25 protein-coding genes and 3 pseudogenes are annotated in these 24952 nt (G+C 59.9%); 9 read left to right on the top strand and 19 right to left on the bottom strand.

The genetic code is table 11. The annotated features are described in order from the left end of the window. Positions 1 to 97 precede the first annotated feature (97 nt). Positions 98 to 532, bottom strand: a complete 435-nt coding sequence (locus tag P3T23_RS38500; RefSeq protein WP_429321283.1) for a PRC-barrel domain-containing protein — start codon at positions 530 to 532, stop codon at positions 98 to 100. Between the two features lie 282 nt (positions 533 to 814). Here P3T23_RS38500 and P3T23_RS38495 point away from each other — a divergent pair, with 282 nt between their 5' ends. The 4 genes from P3T23_RS38495 to P3T23_RS38480 all read left to right on the top strand — a co-directional run bounded on the left by P3T23_RS38495 (position 815) and on the right by P3T23_RS38480 (position 2940). Beyond that, complete coding sequence (locus P3T23_RS38495) at positions 815 to 1390, top strand: HdeD family acid-resistance protein (protein WP_429321282.1); 576 nt, start codon at positions 815 to 817, stop codon at positions 1388 to 1390. A gap of 171 nt (positions 1391 to 1561) precedes the next feature. Next, complete coding sequence (locus P3T23_RS38490; protein WP_429321281.1) at positions 1562 to 2197, top strand: Hsp20/alpha crystallin family protein; 636 nt, start codon at positions 1562 to 1564, stop codon at positions 2195 to 2197. Between the two features lie 249 nt (positions 2198 to 2446). Continuing rightward, positions 2447 to 2683 (top strand): hypothetical protein, encoded by a 237-nt coding sequence (locus P3T23_RS38485; RefSeq protein WP_429321280.1) that lies wholly within the window; start codon positions 2447 to 2449, stop codon positions 2681 to 2683. Positions 2684 to 2748: 65 nt separating this feature from the next. Continuing rightward, positions 2749 to 2940: a hypothetical protein gene (locus P3T23_RS38480; protein ID WP_429321279.1), complete on the top strand. Its 192-nt coding sequence runs from the start codon at positions 2749 to 2751 to the stop codon at positions 2938 to 2940. Between the two features lie 1012 nt (positions 2941 to 3952). Here the strand turns inward: P3T23_RS38480 and P3T23_RS38475 are convergent. The 4 genes and pseudogenes from P3T23_RS38475 to P3T23_RS38460 form a co-directional block, all read right to left on the bottom strand. Next, on the bottom strand, positions 3953 to 4570 hold the full coding sequence (locus tag P3T23_RS38475) for a Dps family protein (protein WP_429321278.1): 618 nt from the start codon (positions 4568 to 4570) through the stop codon (positions 3953 to 3955). A 28-nt stretch (positions 4571 to 4598) separates the two neighbouring features. Continuing rightward, positions 4599 to 5207 (bottom strand): annotated as a pseudogene (locus P3T23_RS38470) (type 1 glutamine amidotransferase domain-containing protein); the annotation flags it as partial. A 105-nt stretch (positions 5208 to 5312) separates the two neighbouring features. Next, entirely contained in the window at positions 5313 to 5966 is a 654-nt protein-coding gene (locus tag P3T23_RS38465; RefSeq protein WP_429321277.1) for a BON domain-containing protein, read from the bottom strand. A gap of 422 nt (positions 5967 to 6388) precedes the next feature. After that, entirely contained in the window at positions 6389 to 6553 is a 165-nt protein-coding gene (locus P3T23_RS38460) for a hypothetical protein (protein ID WP_408319965.1), read from the bottom strand. A gap of 55 nt (positions 6554 to 6608) precedes the next feature. On the opposite strand from P3T23_RS38460, the gene P3T23_RS38455 reads away from it, so the two are divergent. Continuing rightward, a complete protein-coding gene (locus P3T23_RS38455) occupies positions 6609 to 6818 on the top strand; it encodes a hypothetical protein (protein WP_429321276.1) in 210 nt (69 codons plus the stop codon). A gap of 390 nt (positions 6819 to 7208) precedes the next feature. Here the strand turns inward: P3T23_RS38455 and P3T23_RS38450 are convergent, their stop codons facing one another. Together P3T23_RS38450 and P3T23_RS38445 are read right to left on the bottom strand one after the other, a co-directional pair. Then, the gene (locus tag P3T23_RS38450) at positions 7209 to 7316 is read right to left on the bottom strand and encodes an Hsp20 family protein (RefSeq protein ID WP_429321275.1); all 108 of its coding nucleotides are present in this window, start codon (positions 7314 to 7316) and stop codon (positions 7209 to 7211) included. 96 nt (positions 7317 to 7412) lie between these two features. Next, on the bottom strand, positions 7413 to 7943 hold the full coding sequence (locus P3T23_RS38445) for a DUF1269 domain-containing protein (protein WP_429321274.1): 531 nt from the start codon (positions 7941 to 7943) through the stop codon (positions 7413 to 7415). 433 nt (positions 7944 to 8376) lie between these two features. Here P3T23_RS38445 and P3T23_RS38440 point away from each other — a divergent pair, with 433 nt between their 5' ends. Next, on the top strand, positions 8377 to 9030 hold the full coding sequence (locus P3T23_RS38440) for a BON domain-containing protein (RefSeq protein ID WP_429321273.1): 654 nt from the start codon (positions 8377 to 8379) through the stop codon (positions 9028 to 9030). A gap of 68 nt (positions 9031 to 9098) precedes the next feature. Here P3T23_RS38440 and P3T23_RS38435 read toward each other — a convergent pair whose 3' ends face one another. The 5 genes and pseudogenes from P3T23_RS38435 to P3T23_RS38415 form a co-directional block, all read right to left on the bottom strand. Then, positions 9099 to 9248 carry a transposase DNA-binding-containing protein gene (locus P3T23_RS38435; protein WP_429321272.1) on the bottom strand — a complete coding sequence of 50 codons (150 nt, stop codon included), beginning with the start codon at positions 9246 to 9248 and terminating at the stop codon, positions 9099 to 9101. A 252-nt stretch (positions 9249 to 9500) separates the two neighbouring features. Then, a complete protein-coding gene (locus tag P3T23_RS38430; protein ID WP_429321271.1) occupies positions 9501 to 9857 on the bottom strand; it encodes a host attachment protein in 357 nt (118 codons plus the stop codon). An 87-nt stretch (positions 9858 to 9944) separates the two neighbouring features. Then, complete coding sequence (locus tag P3T23_RS38425) at positions 9945 to 11159, bottom strand: alkene reductase (RefSeq protein WP_429321270.1); 1215 nt, start codon at positions 11157 to 11159, stop codon at positions 9945 to 9947. A gap of 217 nt (positions 11160 to 11376) precedes the next feature. Beyond that, positions 11377 to 11532 (bottom strand): annotated as a pseudogene (locus P3T23_RS38420) (Lrp/AsnC family transcriptional regulator); the annotation flags it as partial. 318 nt (positions 11533 to 11850) lie between these two features. Then, positions 11851 to 13305 (bottom strand): ISKra4 family transposase, encoded by a 1455-nt coding sequence (locus P3T23_RS38415; protein ID WP_429321269.1) that lies wholly within the window; start codon positions 13303 to 13305, stop codon positions 11851 to 11853. Between the two features lie 569 nt (positions 13306 to 13874). Between P3T23_RS38415 and P3T23_RS38410 the strand changes: the two genes are divergently transcribed. Then, positions 13875 to 14246: a hypothetical protein gene (locus P3T23_RS38410; protein WP_429321268.1), complete on the top strand. Its 372-nt coding sequence runs from the start codon at positions 13875 to 13877 to the stop codon at positions 14244 to 14246. A 218-nt stretch (positions 14247 to 14464) separates the two neighbouring features. Here P3T23_RS38410 and P3T23_RS38405 read toward each other — a convergent pair whose 3' ends face one another. Both P3T23_RS38405 and P3T23_RS38400 read right to left on the bottom strand, forming a co-directional pair. After that, entirely contained in the window at positions 14465 to 14599 is a 135-nt protein-coding gene (locus P3T23_RS38405) for a DUF3563 family protein (RefSeq protein ID WP_429321267.1), read from the bottom strand. Between the two features lie 84 nt (positions 14600 to 14683). Continuing rightward, positions 14684 to 15436, bottom strand: a complete 753-nt coding sequence (locus P3T23_RS38400; protein WP_429321266.1) for a 3-oxoacyl-ACP reductase family protein — start codon at positions 15434 to 15436, stop codon at positions 14684 to 14686. 253 nt (positions 15437 to 15689) lie between these two features. Here P3T23_RS38400 and P3T23_RS38395 point away from each other — a divergent pair, with 253 nt between their 5' ends. Further along, positions 15690 to 16160 (top strand): Lrp/AsnC family transcriptional regulator, encoded by a 471-nt coding sequence (locus P3T23_RS38395; RefSeq protein WP_367842222.1) that lies wholly within the window; start codon positions 15690 to 15692, stop codon positions 16158 to 16160. Between the two features lie 451 nt (positions 16161 to 16611). Here P3T23_RS38395 and P3T23_RS38390 read toward each other — a convergent pair. The 3 genes and pseudogenes from P3T23_RS38390 to P3T23_RS38380 all read right to left on the bottom strand — a co-directional run. After that, positions 16612 to 16953, bottom strand: a pseudogene (locus P3T23_RS38390) (hypothetical protein); the annotation flags it as partial. A gap of 3 nt (positions 16954 to 16956) precedes the next feature. Further along, positions 16957 to 17346 carry a type II toxin-antitoxin system VapC family toxin gene (locus P3T23_RS38385; protein ID WP_429321265.1) on the bottom strand — a complete coding sequence of 130 codons (390 nt, stop codon included), beginning with the start codon at positions 17344 to 17346 and terminating at the stop codon, positions 16957 to 16959. Next, positions 17343 to 17594 carry a type II toxin-antitoxin system Phd/YefM family antitoxin gene (locus tag P3T23_RS38380; RefSeq protein ID WP_408367716.1) on the bottom strand — a complete coding sequence of 84 codons (252 nt, stop codon included), beginning with the start codon at positions 17592 to 17594 and terminating at the stop codon, positions 17343 to 17345. Before P3T23_RS38380 ends, P3T23_RS38385 begins: the two co-directional genes overlap by 4 nt. A 1988-nt stretch (positions 17595 to 19582) precedes the next feature. On the opposite strand from P3T23_RS38380, the gene P3T23_RS38375 reads away from it, so the two are divergent. Next, on the top strand, positions 19583 to 20968 hold the full coding sequence (locus P3T23_RS38375) for a hypothetical protein (protein WP_429321264.1): 1386 nt from the start codon (positions 19583 to 19585) through the stop codon (positions 20966 to 20968). A 189-nt stretch (positions 20969 to 21157) separates the two neighbouring features. On the opposite strand, the gene rpoD is transcribed toward P3T23_RS38375, so the two are convergent. Both rpoD and P3T23_RS38365 read right to left on the bottom strand, forming a co-directional pair. After that, on the bottom strand, positions 21158 to 23161 hold the full coding sequence (gene rpoD / locus P3T23_RS38370; protein WP_429321263.1) for an RNA polymerase sigma factor RpoD: 2004 nt from the start codon (positions 23159 to 23161) through the stop codon (positions 21158 to 21160). 1162 nt (positions 23162 to 24323) lie between these two features. Continuing rightward, complete coding sequence (locus P3T23_RS38365; protein ID WP_429321262.1) at positions 24324 to 24620, bottom strand: hypothetical protein; 297 nt, start codon at positions 24618 to 24620, stop codon at positions 24324 to 24326. Positions 24621 to 24952: the final 332 nt, after the last annotated feature.

Raw genomic sequence — 24952 nt, 5'->3', positions numbered from 1 at the left:
GGTGGGCCTGCGTCGCCTGATCCAGTTTTCGGCCATCATTTTTCGTCTTCATACCTGTATAACGCGCAAGGCACTATTTGGTGCACCTGTCAGTATGTCAGTGATGCTCGCTGTAGTCGGACCTCGCCTTAGGTGTCGCGCGTACCTTTGCGTATTGAAACTCGGGCAGCGCCTTGATCGCATCTTTCGTCGCACCGGCAAGCATCAGTTTGCCATTGACGAAATCGAGCTGCTCAATCGGAATGGCCACGTCGTGATGCGACACCCCCAGAAACTGGTTTGCGGCGACGATTGCAAACGATACCGACCGGTCCGGTGCCACGATAATGTCATGAATGGCGCCGACACGCTCACCCTTCTCGTTGAAGACCGGCTTGTCCATGATCGACTTTCTCACGCTCCAGCCTGCCACGATCGCGGCCGACTCTTCCACGCTGACACCAAGCGGCTGGGCGCCGGCTACCTGGGCGTGCGCGTCTAGAGCGAGTCCGAGCGACGACGCGAGCAGCAATACAAGCAGATTCGTTTTCATGAGATTCCCTTCGTTCTGGTGTTGACGGTACGACACCGGGCCAGCAATGAACCGGCTAATGCCAGACCGTGCGCGGCGTAAGTTCATGTTGGAAGGTCTCCCGGCAAGCCGCTATAAAAAAGCGGTGATCGATCAGGTTATTTTCGTGCACTTGGATGCCATTCCGCACGCCTCGTGAACGAATGCAGAATTGCGAAACGCATGGCAGAAACGCGAAAGAATCGCAGCTGCGTGGAGACTAGACTGAAATTCATCGCATGACGGTGCAGCTTGGAGTCCCACATGGATGAACTGCTCGGACGCGCTTGGTGGATGCTCATTCTGCGTGGCACGGTAGCGCTGCTGTTTGGCATTCTGGCGCTATTCTGGCCCGGCCTCACTCTGCTACTGCTTATCACCCTCTTTAGCGTCTACGCAATCGCCGGCGGCATTGTCGCGGTTGTCGCGGCCATCCGCTACCGCGCGACGCACGGCGGCTGGTGGGTACCCTTGCTGCTCGGCATCTGCAGCATCGGCGCCGGTGTGATAGCCGCGTTAGTGCCGGGCATTACCACGCTCGTGCTGGTCGCCGTCATCGGCGCAAACGCGATTATCAGCGGCTTGTTCGATCTGATCGCTGCAACACGGCTGCACAGGCGCCTGCGCAATGCGTGGATGCTGGTGCTAACCGGCGTGCTGTCCGTGCTGTTCGGCATCTTCGTGCTGCTCTTTCCGGGCGCCGGCGCACTGGCGCTCGTCTGGCTGATCGGCGTGTATGCGTTGTTCACGGGCGCGCTGCTGTTCGTACTCGGCATCACTGCGCGTGCCTGGCACCGCGACGGCCTGACCGGCGAGCCACACGCGCCATTGCATCCGTGAGCGCACCGCTCACGGGCACTCGTGGGTCACAAGCTCAAACCCGCTGCCGCACTCGCGGGCGATGCCGCGCCGACCGCGCCCCTCGGATCCGGAGGTCGAATGGACCGCGCGTCATCTCCAGTGGTCCAGCCTCAGGTCTGGCACTGGCGTACCTCACGTAAGGAGAATCACATGCTGCTTGATCTCGACAAATGGAATCCGTTCCGGTTTTTACGCTCGCACCCCGGGCAAAAGAGCGCATCGGACCACGCTGGTGCGCCGCGCAACAGTCAGGAAGGCGCCCGGCAAAATGGGCAACAGACTGGCGGCACGCAAACCGGTAATGGGACACCGATGGCAGCCGCTGCTGCGCCGGTATCACTTGCGCCTGCCACCTGGCCGCTGCCTGATCCGATTCACCTGTTTGCCGAATTGATCCGCGATCCGTTCGGCGGCCGTGGACCGCTCGGAAGCTGGTTCGGCGACTTCAGCGCGAGCGAGTTTCAACCGCGGATTGACGTCACCGACGAAGGCGACGCACTGCGTATCGTCGCCGAGTTGCCGGGCATGACCCGCGACGACGTCGAACTCGAAGTGATTGAAGACATGCTGATCATCAGCGGCGACAAGCGCTTCGAATCGACGAGAGAAGAACAGGGATGCTACCGGGTCGAGCGGTCGTTTGGACACTTCCAGCGCGCGGTCCCGCTGCCCGCGGGCGTCGATCTCGATCGGGCAGAGGCCAGATTTGAAAACGGCGTGCTGACGCTGCGCGTCCCCAAAGCGGCCGGAGAACCGGCAGCCAAGCGGCGCATCGAGATCAAATAACACCATCCGCACTGCGCGGTCATGCCTATCGTGAAACAACTCGTCAGCTTCCGCGATCTCGATGATTCGGCCATGCCAGCATCGAGCAGCAGATTGGCGAACTGGCCGCGCACCATCAGAAGCGGAATCTGCACCCGCTTTCGTCGGAACTGGTCAGTTTGCGGGCGCGTGTTGAAAGGGACACGCTGCGCACCGGCGACGCTGATCGCGTGAAGCTGCGGCTGGTACTGTCCACTGTGGCGGCACGCGGTGCTGCTAGTGCACGTGGACGATGTGCCGCTGCGGAAAGGCGCGGTACGCCTCGACACGGACGAAGCCACCGTGCGGCGCTGGCTTGAGCATGCGTTCCTGCGCGCACGGCTAGAGGAACTGGGTGCCGCGGGAACAACGGATCAATCGACGCGTCGTGCACCGGATTACCTCGTTTCGAGTGCAGCGCGAGCCCAGCGCGCAAAAAAGGCGGCATCGGAACAAGCAGTGGAATAGATATTTTCCACTCACCTATTACCCGCCCAGGAAGCGATGCCCGCACGGACGAAAAGGAGATCATCATGGCCGAGTGCAGTGTTTGTGGAAAGCCCGCAGCCTCGCAGATCACGATCACCGAAAACGGCCAACGCCGTCGGCTGATGCTGTGCGATGAGCACTACATGGAGTTTATGGCGCGCAATCAGCGCCGACTGTCGCCGCTCGAGTCCCTCTTTCACGGCGTACTATTCGACAGTCGGTTCGACGACATGTGACCAAAGATGGAAAGCGGCCGCGGTAGCCGGTCACGCATCGGACGCTCGCCCGAACACTATGTTCCAGTGGCGGCCGGATGCGTCCGGCGGATGCCGCTCTGGTAGCTATATGCGCACGCGCAAAGCTCCCGGCACGTCAGCGGCGATTTTCGCCATGCGGGTCTGCAGTTCGTCGCGAATCTGCTCGGCGGTTCGAACGGCCTTCGGCATCGGACTGCCTCCCTCGGTCGCACGTCTGGATCGTGACTGAATGGCCCATACGTTCTTCTTGCTCGCGCATGCGCCGACGATGCTTTAAGCCTGGTCGCTAATCCGGGGATGTTCGGACAATCGCTCGCTTCTGCGGACTGCATCAAGGGAGGGCGCGCCGCAAGCTGCTCTTCGAAAAAAATGCGCAAAAAGCCGAAAGACGCCGGTGTGCAAAGGCCCGATCCTCTCCGGGTCGGCACGCATCGTATCTAAAGCGGTTGTCCGCAGCTGGTGAGCTGAATTCGCGTCTGCATCGACCTTCCCCTGTACACCCCGGACCCGACAGGAGCTCAGGCCGGCTATGAGTGCTGCTGGCTAAGCTTGAGTCACTTGTAATAGCCGATCGACGGACGGCTCCGGGTCGACTGCGGAAATTCGCCCGAGGTCAGATCCAGTCCACCGCGGTGCGACGCTGAGCTTCCGAAATCGGCAAACAAGCGACGCCCATTGGCCGCCCGGAGTCAAGGGTAAAAGAAGTACGACGCAAACAGTTGCGTCATTTCACAGCGACGACAGTGCGCCACTTTCAAGATTGCAACTTCACTGCGCACGGTAGCCGTGTCAGGATGGTCCATTTTGTTTAGAAGGGCAGTCACGCGCGCGGATACATCTGCGTCCGTTAACTTGGCATTCATGTCGCTCTGCGTACTTGCGGCGAGCGCTCAAAAACAACTGCGTCCCATCTTGCGTTTTGCTGGGCCGTTGCCGCAAACAGCCCGGCAAGCTATTTGCCGATCGCTAGCGCGCATGCGCCGTATCAACGTCATGCTGTGACCACCAGAGACGCGTCGATCAGGTGCTCCGCGAGGAACCAGACCTGCAACTCGTTAGTGCGCAATACGTCGCTGACCAGCACGTCATTGGTGCCAAAGTCGCCCAACTCGTTGGCCTTGCTGGCTGCACTGCGAGTGGCCACAATGACGATTTCATGCGCCTCCAACAGACGCGAAAGCTGTACCGGCACCTCTTCGCGTCCGCGTGGCGGACGCGGGACCATGGTCATTTCCGCCACATCAGCAGCCATGGCGATGCTGACCCCACCGAGCAGTTGAATCCGCTCTGCTAGCGTGTCGACGAGTTCGACCTGCTTATCGTAATTCGTGTCATACAGCAGATGCAACGACTGGAACGTAGGCCCAACGACCTGCCAATGATGCTTCTTGTACATGTCGCGCAGCGTCATAGTGTCGGCCAGTATCTGATTCAACAGCTCTATGCTCGTTTCGCACGCGGTTTGGGACAACGCGATTGGCAGCTTTACGACATGACCGTACGGCTGCAGCTCATGTGCGCGCTGGTGCAGCTTCGGCTCAGGCACATGTATCACGTCGCCGGATTGGTTTCGGGTTTCGGACCTGCTGGCCCCGGTCGCCTTTGCCATGACTCACTCCTTCAACTCAAGCGTCGTATCAGGCCATGCTCAGCCTCGAGAGCAGCGCTTTTGCTGCTGCTTCCGACGACGCGGGATTCTGGCCAGTAATTAGGTTTGCCGCGACAACCACATGTGATTGCCAATCCGGCCCCTTCGAATACTTACCTCCATTCTTCTTCAACATGTCCTCGACGAGAAAAGGCACCACTTCGGTAAGACCGACGGCCGCTTCTTCCGAATTGGCAAAGCCCGTTACGGGTTTATCGCGCACAAGCGGAGAGCCATCGAACGCCTTTGCATGACGCAGCACACCGGGAGCATGGCAAACCGCGGCGACCGGCTTTCCCGCCGCATACATGGTTTCGATCAATGCGATCGACTGCGGATCTTCTGACAGGTCCCATAGCGGTCCGTGTCCGCCGGGATAGAACACGGCGTCATAGTCCGCGGCCGAGACAGTTGACAGCTTCGCTGTATTTGCCAAAGCCGCCTGCACTTCCTTATCCTTCTTGAAACGCCGGGTCGCTTCGGTTTGCGAATCCGGATCGTCGCTCTTGGGGTCGAGGGGCGGCTGTCCGCCTTTTGGCGAAGCGAGTGTCATCTCGACGCCTGCGTCCTTGAACACGTAATAAGGCGCGGCAAATTTCCGCTGTCAAGACCGATGAGGGCGTTTCCGGTTTTGGTGCTGTGTCCTTTCCCGCCCCTCGGCCACGTAGGTACGCAAGCGAGCCGCCCGGTCTCCAGCAGCCCGTCAGTAATCGATGTTGATCCGGTTGTCGACGTGCATCACGCCGGGGGCAAGCCATGCGACCCGCTCAGCCTCCTCGCGCTCGGCCCATGAGCGGACCTTGCCGCGCAGGACGACCTTATTGCCTTCGGCCTCGACCGTGATGTGCTGTGCGTCGACTTCCGCGTTGCGCTTGAACGCGTCCTCGATCTTGCGCTTGAGGTCCTCGGGCTTGACCTTCGGCTTGATCTCGATCTCGTTCGTCAGGCCCGTTACGCCGCTCACCCGCAGCGCCGTGTCAGCCGCGCGGCGGCGCTGGTAGTCCCATTCGACTTCGCCCTTCAGCGTCACGTCTCCGTCCCTGACGACCGCCTTGATGGTGTCCGCCGCATAAGGCAGCTCGGCCTTCAGTTGGGCAATGATCTCGCGCACGATCTCCGGATCGGGCCGCTTGTTGATCAGAGGCAACCGCACCTCCACATCGTTTGCGACCCCCCTCACGCCGTGGACACGCGTCGCGTCCTCTTCGGCCTTGCGCTTTTGCCTCCAACTGCGCGCGAAACCAGACAACGTGACCGCGCCGTCCTTGACCGCGACCCCGATGTCTGATGGATCGATGTCCGGATCCCACTTCAGTTCGTACTCCACGTCTCGCTTGACATCTTCGTCGGTTCTCATCGCTGCTCCTCGTCGGTTTGTTGATGGACTAACGCGCGCACGCGGGCTGCGCCCACACGAACTGATCCATCGTAAAGCGTGCCGACGTGCATTTCATCCCTTCGCCTGCGTAGTTATTGCGTAATGCTGCTTTCAGTTCCATCCTTCCTTGCGAATGAACATGACGACTTCGCGAACGTGGAACGGCATTGTCAACGCAAGGAAACGGGGCTGAAGCAATCCCCCGGGACGTTTCGTGTTCGCCGCAGTTACTCTCCGGTCGAACCGTCTCTAGCCCCTGATCCCGGTAAATTTCCACGTTGGGCCGTAAGACTTTCCGACTTGTCCGGGCGCCTCGAACAAATCTACGCACACTGGAAACGCTGTTTGCAGCGCGTCGAGAAGCTCGCTCTGTTGCTTTCCAATACCGACGACGGCTGAGTCTACTTCTTCGCAGGCTGTTCTTCGGGCTCAGGGTGAACAGCAATCGGATCGCTCGCAGGAAAGGTCTCTTCGAGCGCTTCGTCGAGTTGTTCGTCCAGGGTCATCGGCGCTTCCTGCTCCTCGACTTTCGACTTCCGGGGGGCGACGCGACTTTCCTTTGTCATGTTGCGCTCCATGAGGGAACCAGCGGAATTTCGCTATTGCAGCGGCGGTGCGTGCATGCAATCACGGTTATTGGAGGCGGAGATCGCCACCTTCATCATGCAGATCGAAAATCGCGGCATCGGCGACGTCCAAATCGACGTCACTGATCTGCCGGGCGGAGCGAGAGATCGGCGCTTGCGTGAAGCAGGAGATGCTCGACATCACGGGTCTCGCGTGCTCGACCGGCATCGCTTCTCACAAGCTGCTCACGAAGGTCGGTCCTGAGTTGGAACCTTGCGTCCTACAAGTGACCTGGATCTTAGACCCAGCGCAGACGGCTAAAACGAGTGCCATGCCTTCGGCGCATAGCGATCTTATCTGTGGACAATTCGCGTAGACGAGCCCTGACAGGACGACCGCTGCGAGCGTCGCAATAGTGGTGCTTCCTGCTTGCATACCGTCCTCCACCGGACGCGCCGTACGGGATTCGAACCGGTGACCAACGGATTAAAAGTCCGTTGCGCTACCTTCTGAGCTCACGGCCCGAAAGAGACCTTGCCCCGGCCGCTTATCCCGCGCGCACCGGTGTTCTCAACGACCTTGTTGCCCCCAGAAGCACATCCAGTGACGAAGCGTCCGGCTACAGCACGGTCGGCCGACGCTCAGTTCGGCGCACTACTGAATTTCGATTTTCCGGCCTTCAGATGCGGTCGTAACAGTCTTCGGAAGTGTCAGCGTGAGCACTCCATTTTCGAACTGCGCGTCGATGTAATCGACGTCCACACGGTTTGGTCCGCATAAATTATCGGGTGTCGATCCGATCCAAATGCGAACTTCAACAGAATTCAAGATCACAACCCTGATGCAGCGCAGGGGTGCTCATGCTGTCGCGCCGCTGCTGTTCAGGCTCTCTAGCGCCTTCCTCAGGCGTTCCTCCTGGTCGTTCGTCAGAGAGGTTTTTAATACCTTTCCGCCGAAAGGCTTCAGCTCTGGCAGGACCTTGTCGAAATTCACGCGACGCACCAGGATGAAAAGCGCGGACGAACCCGCCTCGATGTTCTGGCCTGTCGAACGCATGAAATCGTCATCGATTCCATAGTCTGAGAGCGCGCCCGACAACGCGCCCGTGCCGGCGCCGACGGCCATGCCTGTCGCCAGTCCGACGAGCGGATTGAGCAATAACACACCAACCAGCGCACCAAACAGACCGCCCCAGGCGGCGCCGCTGAGCGCGCCTATCCTGATGAGATCCACGGCTTGCTTGAGGTGTATCTTGCCCTTCGCGTCCCGGACCACGACGCAGGCATCCTCAAGGTCGATCAGGTGCTCTTTCTGCAGCTGCTGGAGCTTGTTCAACACCTGGTCGGCCGTCTCTTGGCCTTTGAAGCTTACAACGACTAGATCGCTCATCGATTTGCTCCTTTTCTCTGAGAAATAAGCCGAGACCCTTCCGCGGCGAGGCGGTTGAATTCATGCTCAGCGCCGCGCGCAAGCTGGTCGACCACGCCGCGAAGCAGCGGAGGTGCCAGCCAGCCTTGCATGTCCCACCCGGCGCGTACCTTCGGATGTTGACGGGGCCAGGGCCATTGACGCGATGACGATGACATCAAGACTAGGCTCTTGCTGGTTGCACTTCTTCCTCATTCCTGCGAAGACGTGTCGGATCTCTGCAGCTCCTGCTGCCCGGCTTTCAGATGTGAACGTACAGCAGCATTGCGCAATAACTGCGCAGGCGAAGGGATGAAATGCACGTCGGCACGCTTTACGATGGATCAGTTCTTGTGGCTCAGGGCGCAGCCCGCGTGCGCGCGTTAGTCCATCAACAAACCGACGAGGAGCAGCGATGAGAACCGACGAAGATGTCAAGCGAGACGTGGAGTACGAACTGAAGTGGGATCCGGACATCGATCCATCAGACATCGGGGTCGCGGTCAAGGACGGTGCGGTCACGTTGTCTGGTTTCGCGCGCAGTTGGAGGCAAAAGCGCAAGGCCGAAGAGGACGCGACGCGTGTCCACGGCGTGAGGGGGGTCGCAAACGATGTGGAGGTGCGGTTGCCTCTGATCAACAAGCGGCCCGATCCGGAGATCGTGCGCGAGGTCATTGCCCAACTGAAGGCCGAGCTGCCTTATGCGGCGGACACCATCAAGGCGGTCGTCAGGGACGGAGACGTGACGCTGAAGGGCGAAGTCGAATGGGACTACCAGCGCCGCCGCGCGGCTGACACGGCGCTGCGGGTGAGCGGCGTAACGGGCCTGACGAACGAGATCGAGATCAAGCCGAAGGTCAAGCCCGAGGACCTCAAGCGCAAGATCGAGGACGCGTTCAAGCGCAACGCGGAAGTCGACGCACAGCACATCACGGTCGAGGCCGAAGGCAATAAGGTCGTCCTGCGCGGCAAGGTCCGCTCATGGGCCGAGCGCGAGGAGGCTGAGCGGGTCGCATGGCTTGCCCCCGGCGTGATGCACGTCGACAACCGGATCAACATCGGGCGCTGAGGGGCTAGAGACCAGTCGGTTCGCTCGCAACCGGTCATCGCGCGGACTGCCTCAACGCTCGGCGGCGGTTATCTACTGCTGGCGTAACCGATGAGGTCTGGGGGCTCTCTTTCATACGGGAACGCGCTCGTGTCGTGAACGCGGTCATTGCCCAGAAATCGATAGGCCGCTTTAGTGTTGGCCCAGTCAACACTCAGGAGGGAGGTTGATGCCGGCAAGACGCGAACACGCTCCAAGGAGTCGTGTATAACTCTATCCCGCCGGCGTTGGTGAGTGCGCAGCCACCACCTGGCCGCAACAGGCCATCCGCGTGCGTTCAATCGAATGCGGAGAGAACTGGATCTGGTGCGATCGCGACGAAGTCATGGCGGGTGTCGTTGAAGCATAACGCGCAGCGACAGGCCGCAGGCGCCACACGTAGCGTCTCCACCGCTCATCCAAACGAGTCGGCTGCATCTGGCAGGTCGCCGTCAATGCCTTTGCAGGTGCGCTTGAATTTCGCGCGCATCGAGGGCCGAGAGATCTTCGTTGATCTCTTCGAAAATCATTTGACGCGTCTCCTCGCTCAGACGCTCGCGCAACATCCCGAGAAACTTCGGCTCCACGGCAAATCGCAATCGCTGATACCGCTGATGAAGCCGTCCCTGTTCGACGCGGTCAGCGACGGTCTTCGCGAATTTTTCGCGATCCTTCTCGCTCAGCGCCGGTCCACTCGGGACGATATTGACGAGGTCTTCGATTTCCCGCAAATCCAGTTTGAGTCCCGGTGTCTCGAAGAATCGTGCACGGCTGCCGTCGGCAACGACAACCCAGGTAGTGACAGCCATGGTGAGCCTCTCAGCGTGATCGGTCGCCGGCTCGGCGCGCATCGCAATCGTTGCGTGACGCCAGAGAGCCCGCCGGCCAACGATAGTCTACCTCCAACGCCCATCGATCACAGACCGTGGGGCCTCCCCACGCTCCTGCGCGAGCGACGGATAGTCGGTATACCCACGCTCGCCGCCGCCGTAGAACGTGGACGGATCCGGCCAATTGAGCGGAGCGTGCGACCGGAAGCGTTCCGGCAGGTCGGGATTGGCGATGAACAAGCGTCCGAACGCGATCAGGTCCGCGTTGCCGTCCTCGAGCCATCTTTCCGCACTGCTGCCGTCGAACCCGCCCGCGACCATCAGCACACCACGATAAGTGCGGCGTATCATCTCGTTCATGCGTTTCGCGCGCTCCGTGAAAGCGACATCCTCACCGGTCGCCGCCAGCGCGGGATTGACGATGTGCAAATAAGCCAGCCCGTATCGATTGAGCTTCTCGATGACGTAAGAAAAGGTCGCCTCGGGATCGTCGTCATGCATGTCGTTGAAGGTGCCGAGAGGAGAGAGCCGTACGCCGACCTTTTCCGGCCCCCACACTTCGCAAACCGTTTCGATCACCTCAAACAACAGCTTGGCCCGGCGCTCGCTCGACCCGCCGTATTCGTCCGTGCGGCGGTTCGTGCCGGACAGCAGAAACTGGTCGAGCAGATACCCGTTCGCTCCGTGCACTTCGACGCCGTCCATACCGGCAGCCTTTGCGTTGCGCGCACCCCTGAAGTATTGGCGCACGAGATACGGCATCTCTTCGACCTGCAGCGCGCGAGGCGTGACGCAGGGCGCAACGATACCTTCGCCGCGCTCGTTCTCGATGAACGCCTCCGCTTTCGGCCTGACCGCAGACGGCGCAACGGGAAGCATTTCATCGGGCTGCAACGAGGGGTGCGATATGCGCCCGACGTGCCAGAGCTGCATGAACATCAACCCGCCCGCCTCGTGCACGGCGTCCGCCACGAGCCGCCAGCCTTCGACCTGCTCGCGAGTATGAATGCCAGGCGTCCATGCATAGCCCTGCCCTTGCATCGACACCTGCGTCGCCTCGCTGATGATGAGCGCGGCCGCTGCGCGCTGCGCGTAATAGCAGGCGTTGAGCTGCGACGGTATGTTGCCTGGTCGGCTCGCGCGCGAACGCGTCAGCGGCGCCATTACGACACGATGACGCAGGTTGTGCGGTCCCACCTTTACGGGTTCGAACAGCTTGCGTAGTGGAATTTGCTCGTCGTGCTGCCCGGCTTCGCCCGGCGCGATTTCCGTATCAGGCATAAATTTGCTCCTTGCTTTTGACTCGGCCCGAAAAGTGCTGCCATAGACGCTTCGAAGCGTCGGCGTCAAATCACATCGACAGCATTCCGCTCTCGGGCCAGTCTAGCCATGGCCCGCGCGCGCTTCTTTCCGGTTTCTGCTCAGATGTGTCACGATCCTGCGCTCACCCGGTTCATCGCTCCATCGGGGGGCGGATGCGGCGCTGCCATGCCCTCAGCTACTCTGCCGCTTTCGAAAGATTCACGATCGGGGCGTTCGCCTCGAACTTCGCTCGATGCGTCGAAAAGAACGTCCGCACATTACGGATGTTCGACGAACTCGCAAAAAGCCGTCTCGGAAATTCATTGCAGGCCGCCATGTCAGCCAGATCCGCATTGGAAAACAGCTCGACGCTGATATCGAGCGTGACATCGCGAAGCTACCCCAAACCGTTGCAGACGTGCAGGCTCGCGAATCCAGCCATGTCGCGGCCGTGAGCGTCGACTCGGCGTGGCTGCGAAATTGCGACTCAGGGAGAGGCCCTGGCCGCCACGTGAATATCGTCGCCGGACGGACAACGTTCACTTGTGAGCTTGATCGGCAAGAGTCTCCTAGGCATTGGACCTCACACGCTGAATGCCTCGCTGTTGTCATACCATGGTCCGAGAGCGTGCAAAAGTTGGGGAGGTGCATTTCGTAAGGCGTCCCTGGCTTACGGCATGACTGCACTGTCTGTCTTGTCCGTTGGCCGGCGCCCGCCTGCCGACGTTAGCCCCATGCATTTGTCGTAACGCGAGTCGGCAATTTTGAGCGCCAAAATGCGATGGGACGAGAATTCCCCGTTCAAAACCGAGACTCTGACCTGTGCCATGCAGTGCGCCCCTTCGTCAGTCCAGCGCATCTGTCGCTTCTTGGCCATACGGTGGCTGACGACCTGGTTCACCGCGGACTCGGCAATACTGCTGCTGATCGGGAGGCCCTTGCGATGCCGGGCGCCGTAGTTGACTAACGTGTGCGCATTGTTCCTCAGGTAACTGGAGACGGTGTTCAGATTCCACCACAGCGTTTTGAATTCGTATCCCTCTCTCGCCAGCAGCCGACTGTCCAGTGCCTTGATCCGCTCCACCGCCTTGCTGCCCTTGCCATGCCAGACCAACCACTTCGCGTGGGTGATTTCGGTCTCCACCGACTCCTGGTCCATCGAGTCGATCATCTTGCTGCCAAACACGGAACGCTGCGCCGCTTGGAACTTCATCGCGATGTGGAACCAGTCCAGGATCCGGCCGCGAGCCAGCTGACTGCCCTCGACGGTCTTTGCAAATTCACCAGCGTCGTCGCTGATCACGGTCACGCGTTCATCGCTCGCCACACCGTTCCGGCTGAGGAACTGATCGAGTCGCGCTGCAGCCGAGGTGACTTCCCTATGCACATACGCATACAGTTTTGGAGGACCATCGGTGAACGTTGCCCGCCCGGCGACGATATTCACGTGGCGGCCAGGGCCTCTCCCTGAGTCGCAATTTCGCAGCCACGCCGAGTCGACGCTCACGGCCGCGACATGGCTGGATTCGCGAACCTGCACGTCTGCAACGGCTTGAGGTAGCTTCGTGATGTCACGCTCGATATCAGCGTCAAGCTGTTTTCCAATGTCAAGAATACGATTCCGGATGCCGCTAGACGAAATGCCCTTGTCCAGCGGCAGCACTTCCTTGAGCATGGCCGCGGCCTGCCGGTATGGCAAATGAGCTGCCCACTTCGCCTGGAGGTATTCCAGCTCCGGAGTGGCGCGCCTGTTTAGGTTTTTGGACAGGGGATGCACCACATGCTGTGGCGTCCGCGCAGTCCGCTGGCAAGCACACGACCACAGCCGCGGACTCTTCACCGTCACTTTACCGTAGACGGTGCGCAGCACCGTCGAGCGACTGTCCTTGTGGTTCAAGGCCGCACCGAAGCTCCGACAATGGGTCTGGCCTGAGAGCCACGACTGCACCTGTTTCGAAATGAGCTCGGCCCGCACCTTCGCCAGCAGCGACCGCCCTTCCGCGAGCGTCAGGCCCAGTTCGGCAAGACAGCAGTCAGGGCGCTCAATCACAGCCAGAACTCGGTCACCTTCCTCGACCGTATCATTGTCTCCGTCGGCCAACCTTGCTTCGATGATCAACCGCATGGCTTGCTCCCACCGTTGCGAGACCGATCAACCTACTCCAGACGAAACCGATGCCGCTACCGGAAGCACGAGCGGCCCTCATTGGGAACCTCCCCAACTTTTGCACGCTCTCGCCTACGATGCACGGCTCCGTGATACTAAAAGTCATCAGTCGGCCACGAACGGTCCTTCACAGTCAGCTGGCGAACGTCTGCCGATGAGCAATGAGTTGCCATTTGACGAAGCGACGGCGACCGACGATTTGTCGGACGAGCCAGCTTCATTTTCAAACGCTGTTTCCGCAGTGGGCAGCAGGCAACTCGCACTATACCTGGAGAATCTCCCGGCGCGATTCATCGATCAGTTAAATCGAGTAACACGTGTAATCCAGCATGAAACCTTCTTCTCCATAACTCGGACTAGACTGGTTCGGTCTGGTCTGGCCTTTTCCCCAGCAGCGCTTTGTATTTCTCCCCGCTCGCCCGGCACCTCCAACGTTGGTTCAATTTTTTGAGCCAGCGTACCCTGCGGTAAAACGGCTGCCCGCTGCAAGCGGTTGCGAACCGCACGGACATTGAAGGAGACGTAAGTTGAAAGCACGTCCGACAGCCCGTAGTGCCGGTGCGCTCATGCACATTATTGCCGTGAGTGCGGCCGTGGGCGCAGCCATGATGTCGATCGGACCGACGGCTTTTGCGCAAGCCAGTTCACCCGTTAGTAGCAGTGTGTTCATCCACCGGTCGTTCGACACGGGCAATAGCGCGGTCAATGAAAACTTTCAGTACATCGCGCATCCGCCAATGCACCCGGTGGCGGCGAGCGAGCCCACCGTGGCACGCGGTGGGCACCGAGGCCGTCGCGGGCAAACGGGAACAACAGGCAGCGGCACGAACGACGCAGGGGCAGCTCCGCTACCGCAGATGCCGACGGACGCATCATCCAACGCGTCGGTGTCGCAATAGCGCCTTTTCATCAGATCAGGCCGGGCACCGTGCCGGGCGATCGATCGTGGGCTATTCTCGAGTGAGATACCCGATGATGAAGAGGTGGCTGAGGGGCAACTGCGAATGTTTACCGTCCAGCCGGGGTGTGGGCTCGACGACGCATCGCCCTCGCGGCGGGCATAGAGCGGGACATTGGCGCTGTTATCGTGAATCGCTCGCGCCGGCGTCGGCCCGAGCTAACCGTCGCACTCTTTCATCCGACGCTCAAGCTCGGCAATATCCTTCGAAGCTGCGAGGTATCTATCACAGCGGGTCCGCTGGGTATTCCGCAGCCAGCGGTCGAGGCGTTCTAATAGGAGAGTGAAAAGCATACGTATACCCGGTTCGATTGAAGGCTATCTACGGTGTTGCGACGGCGCGAGTCCGAACGGCCGTTCACGTTCGACCTGAGCCGCTCAAGCACTGGTGCCCCCATCGACCTTCAGACTGGTGCCCGTTACGAACGCCGCATCGGGGCTTGCCAGCCAGGCGACAAGTCCCGCAATATCGTCGCCTGATCCGTACCGGCCCAGTGCAATTGAGCCCCGGATCTGGTCGGCCATCGGACCGTTGGCCGGGTTCATCACCGTATCGATCCGTCCGGGCTGGACGTTATTGATCGTAATTTCCCGGCCGCCAAGATCCCTTGCCAGCGCACGCGTCATGCTGGTTACCGCACCTTTCGTCGCGGCATAGACGGACACGCCCGGAATCGGCATGTAGTCGCTGCTGATGCTGCCGATATTGATGATCCTCCCGCCTCTTTCCATGAACCGGAGCGATTCCTGAATGGCAACAAGCAGGCTCCTGACGTTGATGGCCAGCATCCGGTCGATATCTTCCAGTGGGAAGTCGTCGATCAGGCCACGGCGGAACATTGCGGCGTTGTTCACGAGAATATCCAGTCCCCCGAAGCGTTTCGAGGTCGATCCGACCGCGGCTTTTACCGCTTCCGCGTCGGCGCAATCCGCGCGAATTGCCACGCCCCGCCCCCCGGCGCGCTCGATGTCCTCGATGACGCGATCCGCGTCGGCACTCGAGTTCGAATAGGTTATCGACACGGCCGCGCCATCGCTTGCGAGCCGTTTAGCGATGGCCGCGCCTATCCCGCGAGAGCCCCCGGTCACGAGCGCCACTTTGCCAGCCAGTTGTCCATTAGAAAAAGTCACGTTTGCTCCTTTCAATTGCATTCTCTGCTCGTTTCAGATCGGCCGCGCTTGCCTCGTATATAAGCAGGCGGGAAGCATGTGCGAGCGCCGCACTACCGAACCCGGCAACGCTGCGCTGCTGCGACAGGACACGACTGTCGTGTGAGAAATTTTAGGTAGTTTGCGTCGATCGTACGTGCCAAAACGAGCCAATGAATCAACCGTATGTGGCAACATTAGGCACATTTGTGTGTTTATTTGAGACCATGAGCCAATGAAATTGGACCGGATCGACATTGACATCTTGCAGGCGCTACAGCGGGACGCTCATGTCAAGGCTGCGGACCTCGCTGAATCGCTAGGCATTTCGCTTTCGCCGCTCTACCGGCGCATTCGTCTGCTCGAAGAGGCGGGCGTCATTACAAAATATGTGTCACTACTGGACCAGGAGAAGGTTGGATTTCCAGTCACCGCCTACGTATCGGTCGCAATTGAAAAATCCGCGGCAAAGCTGGCTGCTTTCGAGCGCGCCCTGCTGGGTTGCGAGGAGGTGATGGAGTGCTATCTGATGACGGGCGCGTTCGATTACATCGTGCGGCTGGTGGCCAGCGACATGGCGGGAATCGAGCGTTTCGTGATGACACGGCTCGCGACCATCGATGGTGTTCGCGACGTCAGCACGTCGATCACCTTGCGGCGCGTTCAGTACAAGACCGTGCTACCGGTTCGCGAGGGCGGAGAGTAAATATCCGATTGCACTGGAACTACCCGGCAGCAGACTGCTCAGGGTACCAGGTCGCATTGCGTACCTCGATTGGCTGCGCTGAGTGACCTTCAGGTTGCAGATCGCCCTTTTCGTCAATTGACACGCTGCTCCAATTCGATTCGACAAGATGCTGCCAACCGGAGCGCCCCCAGCGTCCGCTCCGCCCCGACGGAGCGGACTTTGGCGACGTTCCGCTGAGGGGCGGGAGTGGGTCGACCTGAGCCATTCGCTCCGCTCGCTCTCACTTGTTAACATAAAATCTGTCAACATAATATATTTGTAGTTACATACCAATACGCTCACTACCACGTGGTAGTAAATTCGAAATATGCGTGGAAGCCGACAACGAAAATCTCCCGGTCGGCGGCATCCCTGCATGCCGTCGCCCTTGAACCACTGCCGTTTCGATATTCGCACGCGGCAACGCCCGTCAAACGCAATGGCGACGGTACGAGTTATCACCATTGCGCAGGGGCAAAAAAACGGCCCGCACGCTGGCGGACCGCTCGTGAAGACAGGCGGCGAGCCTTCCGGCCAGCCCCGCCTTTGCCGCGTTTTGCGGCAGCAGATGCCGCTTGAGCACGAATTGCTGTCGCATCGGCCCGAAGCACGAGAGGAATGCCTGCGTGCGTTTCGGGTCATGAAAGCCACGCATTCGACGCTCGCGTTCGCGCGTCGGTTGATGGCTATTCTCAGCCCGGTTGTTGACGCGGGCAGCCGCCTTGACGAACACGTGCTTCACACTCGCAAGTTCCGCAATCTCGGCCTTCGCCTCCTAGACGTACCGTACCGGAGCGAAGTCGTACCGTTTTATCTGATCATCGTGGGTCAACAACACGATTCCTTCTGCCATCGCTTGACCGACTAGAAGCCGGTCGAACGGGTCTTTATGAAGTTGTGGGAGCGCCGCGACTTCGAATGCATGCTGTGCTTCGATGGACAGTTCTTCATAACCAGCATCAAGCAGATTCCTACGGAGGACGCGTGCATCGACTTGAAAGTCGTCACGTCCTAGTGCGCTCTTGATGACAATTTCCCAAATGCTCGCGACGCTGAAGTACAGGGTGTTGTCGGTGTCCTCGATGGCCGTGCGCGCTTCGTTGGGTAAGGCAGCATCATCGGCTGCAGCCCAAATCAACAGATGAGTGTCGAGTAACAGCTTCACTTCGCTTTGCCCTCAAACATGTCGCTGATCTCGTCCGCTCCCATTGTGTCGAAGTCCGCCGGTACCTTGATCTGCCCTTTCATGAAGCCGATGCGCCGTGGTGGTTTTTCTGCTTCCACATCGATGCGCACTACCTTGACCAGCGGCTTGCCGGCCTTAGCAATCACGAACGGCTCGCCACCGCTCACGGTTTCCTCGATCAGCCGAGACAGATTCGTCTTGGCATCGTGCATGTTGTAAATTTGCATAGCCGCCCCCAATAAACTTAGTTCATTAGACTTAGTTTAATGCGAATGTCGCAGTATTGCAATCACCGGCTCGAATGCTGATGCTCGCTTTGCTATCGCGGCTTCCGTTGCAGCTCTCTTTCAGTTGGGCCTTTCGGACTGGACCGTGTATGTGATGACCAATTTCGGAGGCCCCCCGGCAACGCAACGTTCTACGAAAAGCCGATTGACAAAACAGATCGCGCTTTAAGAAACAGGAAAAATCGGGCGGAATGGATCCGGTTCCAAGCAGCTTTACCAAGGGCAAAAAAAAGCGGCCCGCACTCTTCGCAGACCGCTCGTGGCGGAGCAAAGACAGGCGGCGTACCTTCCGGCCAGCCCCGCCTTTGCCCCGTTTTGCGGTCGCGCGTTAAGGCCACGGACCACGTATACATAATAGTCAGTGCGACCGCGCGCGGCGGAGGTTTTTCAGCGGTGACGCACCGCTGCCGTAGCTGCCGGCGGCAGCCTCCCGTTCCTCGACGCGAGGACCGCGGCGTACGTCGCCGAAACGGCGATCTGGGAGGCGCAGTTCTGCAAGAACGACGTGACTCGACCTGGGAAGTTTTACATGGATCCGTTCGCGCTACAGAACGGTGTCATTGCCGAATTGCGTTTTCCGCGCCCGCTCCGGTTGTGGAATCTCAACGGCTCCGTCGCCAGTCGACTCGGAATCTATGACAATCTATCGAGCCCCGACTATGAGTGGTGCCAGTGGTTCGGATATTACGTAGACGTCGCGATGCAGTCCGTCGAAGAAACAGTGCGACCCGATGGCTTCATATATCCTTCGCGTCGCCATCGGGGCCACACCGCAGTAGTGCTCTCGTCTCGCGTATTGCCTGCATTACGGGACGGCGTGACGCGTTCCGAGACGCCGTTCGCCCAACATCCCGACTTCGAGCGACTCGTCAAGGACCGGCTTCGAGTTGCACCACCTGCAGCTAACGGATCTTGAGAAGAGCGATGGCGAGTGCACGATATGTCGGACCGAGGCCGACCGCCAAGAGCGTGTCCGATCGAGATGCCGCTCACTCCGTCGGCATTGCTTGCGGGCGGTCTTGCGCTAAGGACGGCGGTCAGGGCGGCCACGGGATTCGCCGCGCCCCTCATCAAGCAAGCCGCTATCAATGAGCAACTTTTCTACGTGATATTGTCTTGAGATTGATGCTCTGAACGCGCATCTGCCGGTCCGAAAAAGCGACTCGCTGGATGAATTCCGCAGACGTAGCACATCAAGAAGATGCTTCAAAAAAGCGCTGCTGACGAGAAGTCCAGTGAATTCATGCGGCGGAACGCTAGCGCCTCGAATCCGCTCTTGCTTTACCTGCCCTTGTCGGCCGGCTCTTTCCTCCCCTTCCACAGAAGGACTTCGAGGGCAAGCTCACAATGGGCGAGTTCGCGGACTCGCTAGCTGGGACGGACTTCCGTGTCAGCCAGATCATCGACGAAATCGAGGTGTTGGAGGTGGCCGACGATAGCGCTGGGCGTTGGAATCAGATTGATAACGCTCACATTCCTTTATGTGCCCACCTCTATGCATACCACTCACATCCTTTCCGACAATCGTGGATATTATACGCAATCCTTATAATGACCACCTTAAACGCAGCAGAGTTTTTGCACTGGCTGCACAAATGGCCACATAGGGACTCTGGGTCACCGAGGGTCAAACACTGGCGCAGGCTCTTGCGTTGAACATGACATAGCCGGCGGAGCGATGTTCGATCGTCTGTCCGATATCCGAACGTTTCCTGTTATTGGCGGAACGGAAGACTATGCGATGCTTTACACGCCAAGACTAAGCGGATCGCGAGGGGGATATGCGAACGTTGACCCAGCACCACGGTGAGGAGTTTAACCCGCGCGTATATTTGCGCTCCTTTGAACTGCTGACGCATCCAATGCCAACATCGCCTCGTCTATAATCAAGAAGTCAGAACACCAATGATCGCATGGAGCCCTACTTTATGAATCAAGCCCGCGGACGATATGCGGGTTCTCGGGACAGCGGCCAGCGCCAACCTCACCACGTAAAAAAATCCACGTCCAACCGGCAGGGACAACCGTACGTGAAGGCACCTCCTCGAGACTCCGCCCAGACTGCCTCGATTTTCAAAACACGATCGTTTCAGTTCCTGGTCGATGCGGTGGGTGCAGAGAACATCGCGTTGGGACTTGAATCGAACATGACGCGCGTGGCTGAACTGATGAAGGGCGAGAGGTTCACGCCCGAGACCGCCTTTCATATGGAAACCACGCTTGGGCTGCCGCATGGCTTCTTTGACCAGCCCAATCCTGCGCTCGCGGCCGAAACCATCGCCCGTCTGAAGTCACCGCTCGACTTCGTCCGAACAGACGACGAATCAGAAGTAGTGCCTGAAACACCTGAGCCGGCTTCCGCCGTGAACGGCGGCCAACAACCATTTCCTAAAGATAGTTTGTTCGAGGAAACGCAAATGCCAAAGAGAGCAACTGGCGGGTCGCCCAGGGCCGTCAGGAATAGTCGAAGCGAGATGGCCGAACAGCCTAAGCCCCATGCGCTGCGAAAAGGTTCGTCTTCGAAAGACAGGACATCCCCTGAAACGGCCCGGCAGCAACCGCTGGCATTAGACGACAGCGCCGTGGTAGGAAACATTCGACGTGCTAACCTCCACGTCCTCACGGCTCGCAACGGATCGAAAGCAAGACTTGGTGTAGTCATGGCGATGAGCGGCTCCAACATGGCCCATCGGCTATATGGCAAGAAACGCATGGACAGTGTCGAAGCAAACCGTTTCACGGAGCGACTTGGTTTGCCAACTGGCTGGTTGGACACGCCGCGCTCCGAAGCCGAGATCCCAGAGTCGGTGTCCCGTTTGCTTACTCCTGCTTCGCGCGGGCGTGCATCCGTTGAACAACACGAGCCGCTCGCGGCTGCAACGAAGGATGGCGTGCCAGGCAAAACGGCCAATGCACAGCCGCGCACGGGGCGCGCCCGCGCGGGCGTTCTCGACGATCCGCAAAGCGCCTCACCGCTTTCGGTGGATGTCGCGGAAGAGAAAGAGACGATCGGCGTCAGCCCGGTAGATCATGTAAGCGATGGCCCCGACGAGCCTGCCGGTCGCTCGCCTGAAGAAAGTGATGGCGACGTTCCGGCAGCCACACCGGCAACCCTTCCGTCGCTCCCAGCCGCAGCAATACCGCAGCGAAGCGCGGTGCCGCTCCCCTTCGCTTCCGTGACCAGCCTGGACAACCTTCTCGGTATCGAACCGATCGCGGAAGCATTGCTCAAGACGCTGGCAGGTAAAGCGCGCACCGGTCGACTGGACGAATTGAAGGCTCTGGAACTTTTGCAGCAGGCGGTCCTGTTGTGAGTCGGCGGTAGCGTGCCACGAGCCATTCTGCCATGACCATGAAACGCATCGAGGTAGCCCGGACCTGGTGCCGGGGATCGTAGGCGCCCTCTGCCAGCGTTGGGCTACTTACTCGCCCGAGTGAAGAACGCCGAGGGACCAGCGAGCGGCGCTGGGACAACACAACACCCCGACGCCCGGGTCTGTGGCTCAATGATCGAGAAATTGCCGTAGCTTGTCGGCGCGACTCGGGTGCATCAGCTTTCGCATCGCCTTGCTTTCGATCTGCCGAATCCGTTCGCGCGTCACGTCGAACTGTTTGCCCAGTTCCTCGAGCGTATAGTCCGACGCGGTATCGATCCCAAAACGCATCCGCAGCACCTTCGCCTCGCGCGGCGACAACGCATCGAGCGCGTCATCGATCGCGGCGCGCAGGTTCGCATGCACGGCCGCGTCCGCGGGCGATGCCGCCATTGGGTCTTCGATCATATCGCCAAGCGTCGCGTCGGCGTCCTCGCCCACCGGCGTTTCGAGCGACACGGGTTGCCTGGCGACCTTCAACATGCTACGAACCTTCTCTTCCGGCAGTTCCATGCGCTGTGCCAGCGCCGCAGGATGAGCCTCTCGTCCGGTCTGCTGCAGAATCTCGCGTGAAATCCGGTTGAGCTTGTTGATCGACTCGATCATATGCACTGGCACGCGAATTGTGCGCGCCTGATCCGCAAGCGAACGCGTGACGGCTTGCCGCACCCACCACGTTGCGTAGGTCGAAAACTTCCAGCCGCGTCGATATTCGAATTTGTCGACGGCTTTCATCAGGCCGATATTGCCTTCCTGAATCAGATCCAGAAAATTCATGCCGCGGTTCACGTACTTCTTCGCGATGGAGATCACGAGGCGCAGGTTGGCCTCAATCATCTCGCGCTTCGCCTGCCGCATTTTCGATTCGGCCGCCATCATCTGCCGGTTGACCTTCTTCAACTGTTGCAGCGGCAGTATCGCGTTCGCTTCAATATCGATCAGCTTTTGCTGTTCGGCCTGAATCACGGGCAGACTGCGTTCGAGCGCGGCTCCATACTCGCGCGACGCCGCGGCCGTGCGTTTGGTCCAGCCAGGATCGGTTTCGTGCCCCGGAAACGACTCGATGAACTTCTCGCGCGGCATGCCGCACCGGTCAACGGCAATATGTAAAATACGCCGCTCGACCGCGCGCACCTGCGCGACCTGTTGCTGAACATCGGCACACAGCCGGTCGATGGCTCGCGCTGTGAACCGAATGGGCGCCAGTTCGCGCTGGATCGCTTCGCATATGCGTGCAAAAGCCGCCTGCCCCTTGCCTTCCGCGGCGTCACCACGCGGAATCTGATCGAACAGCTCGCGCACTCGAGCAAATATCGCGAGGCTGTCGCTCGTGAGCTGTTTCAGACGCGCTTCGTTCGCCTTCGCCGGGTTCCCCTCCCCGATCTCGCTGTCGTCATCGCCCTGCCCGTCGTCGTCATCGGCGGTGTCCGCGTCGATATCCGGTGTGTCAGCGGAGTCCGACACCGACAGCCCGGCCGCTGCGGAGTCTTCATTGAGACCGTCGACCAGTTCGTCGATCCGCAGTTCACCGGTTTCGATCTGCTCCGCACTCGCAAGGATCGCCGAGACAGTCGCCGGGCAGGCCGCAATCGCCTGAATCATTTCGTGAAGGCCGTCTTCGATGCGCTTTGCGATCTCAACCTCGCCCGCGCGAGTCAACAATTCGGTCCCGCCCATTTCACGCATGTACATCCGCACGGGATCGGTCGTGCGCCCGAATTCGGAATCGACCGTGGAAAGCGCGACTTCCGCTTCCTCATCCGCCTGGTCGTCCGACACGGCTGCCGGCGCAGCATCGTTCAGGAACAGCGTCTGCGCGTCGGGCGCCTGCTCGTAGACCGCTACGCCCATGTCATTGAAGGTGGCGACAATGGTTTCGATGGCCGCGGTCTGCGCGAAGTTGTCCGGCAAGTGATCGTTGATTTCGGCGTGAGTCAGGTAGCCGCGCTCCTTTCCCAACTGGATGAGTGCGCGCATCAGACGCTGCCGCTCTTCGTCCTGCAACACCGTGGACACTGCGTCGATCGGCAGCAAGGCTGCGGTAGCCTTGCCCTTCACTGCGCGTCGGCCCGCAGCCTTCGGCGCGGATGCGACGGTGTTTGGCCCTGAATCTTCCCGATCAAAACGTGCCATACATTCTCCTGGACAGGCTTGCCCGGCGATAGCGAGACCAGCGGCTACCCGCACTGCGGCCGGCGAGCCACGACATTGACGGCTGCAGGCGAGCACGAGTTATAGATCGCAACGGGCAACGGACGCGGCCTGCTTGCATGAGCGGGCCGGTTGGAACAGCGCGAGGAAACGGCGCACGGAAACCACAGCCTCACAGTATAACATTGATTGCTGCACTGCACCAATCGAACCCAGTCGCCCAACCGGAGGGCCTCCCCGCACCCCGAAAACGCTTGTCGGCGTTCGCCGCTGGTACTCGCTCGGCACGGTCTCGGGGCAACCGTGGCCTTCATAATCACGCGAGACGACGCCGACCATGGGCAGGTGAACGTAACATCCGATCATGTTCCGACGATCGCCAGAAAGGGAATTTAGTGCCAGCCCATGATTCACGTAGCCCATCCCCTGCAGGCGGTTTCTGGTTTGACGTTTACGCGGTCGGTATAGACAGTTAGTTGCGTATTTGGCGATTGACAGTCCTCGTTACGGTGAGCTTTTTCAGGAACACCATGTGGCCCGATCGCTTCCACGGATACTGGACTTGCCGAAGACACCAAAGCGGTATTTACAGCGTCCTCGGTGGTTGACGAGCGCGATGAGTAGCACAACGAGCGCAGCCGCCGGCTGGTCCGGCTCCTGCACCGCGCTGCGCGTCCTGGAAGCCGCGAACGCCAGGGCGCCCGACTTCTTCCCAGCGGCCGCGGCAAATGGTGGCTGCACGTCATCGGCAAGGCCGCGTCCGAAGGCGGGCTCCCGGTCAGCGATGCACTGATGATGGCCGACTTTGCACGGTACGAGGCCTTTCAAGGGCTGCCATCGGTACCGTCGGGCCACAAGCCTGGTCCGGCAGTGATGAGCATCTCTGGCGATGACGCGTGACATCTGACGCCAGCGGCGATCTGCCTGATTGTCAGAACGGTGTTTCGGCGCGCCGCTGATGCGCTGGCGTCTGACGATCCACTCGGCGCCACGACGCTGCGTCGCGCTTCGACGCACTGGTTCGCCACAGTGCCGACTCTCATCAGGCGGACGTCGACACCGACCTGCCCTTCATCCAGAAAAACCTGCGGCACGCGTCGATCGCAACGACCGGCATCCATCTGCACGTCGAGGACGACCGCCGTCACGCACCCACCGAAGGAAAGCAACGGGAACCGTAACCCGGCAAGCCTCTGTCACAAATAGCCGCCGCAACCCCGCTTCGCCAGTCGAGATGAACCATTCCGATTTCCATATTCGCCTCGAACTTCTCGGCCCCGCCGGCTTCTGCTGGCGCTGCAGCGACATCCAGCCTGACCATGATGATGATCCGAACCGGTGTCAGGGTTTCCCGTTTATCGCGACGGAATTCGTGTTCGATGAACACAAGCGTGAGCAATGTCATCTGACCGAGGAAGAAGCGATCCGTGTCGTAATCCACGAGGCCGACACGTCGGGACATCCGGGTTATCCCAACAACGACGTCAATCACATGATGCGCGCCCGGCTCGAGGCGAGGGTACACCATATCCGCACAAGGGCATTCTGCGCTTCGACGGGCGCGCCCCGGACGGCGGAATCTGGCATCCATACGCAGGCGGCAAGGATGGAGTACGCTGATCCTGCGGCCTTGTCTGCCGGTCAAGCGAACGGGCAGCGAAATGCCAGAGCCTGATTCCATCGCATCGCCGGGCGCGACGACGGCCGACTTGAGCACCCGGACCAATCGCCAAAGGGAGGCCCGGTCGGCGATAACCGACCAGCGAATCACAC

The organism is Paraburkholderia sp. GAS448, assembly GCF_050435685.1.
GTDB lineage: Bacteria > Pseudomonadota > Gammaproteobacteria > Burkholderiales > Burkholderiaceae > Paraburkholderia.
Note: the sequence above shows the minus strand (reverse complement) of the source record. Positions and strands in the feature narration are given on the sequence as shown.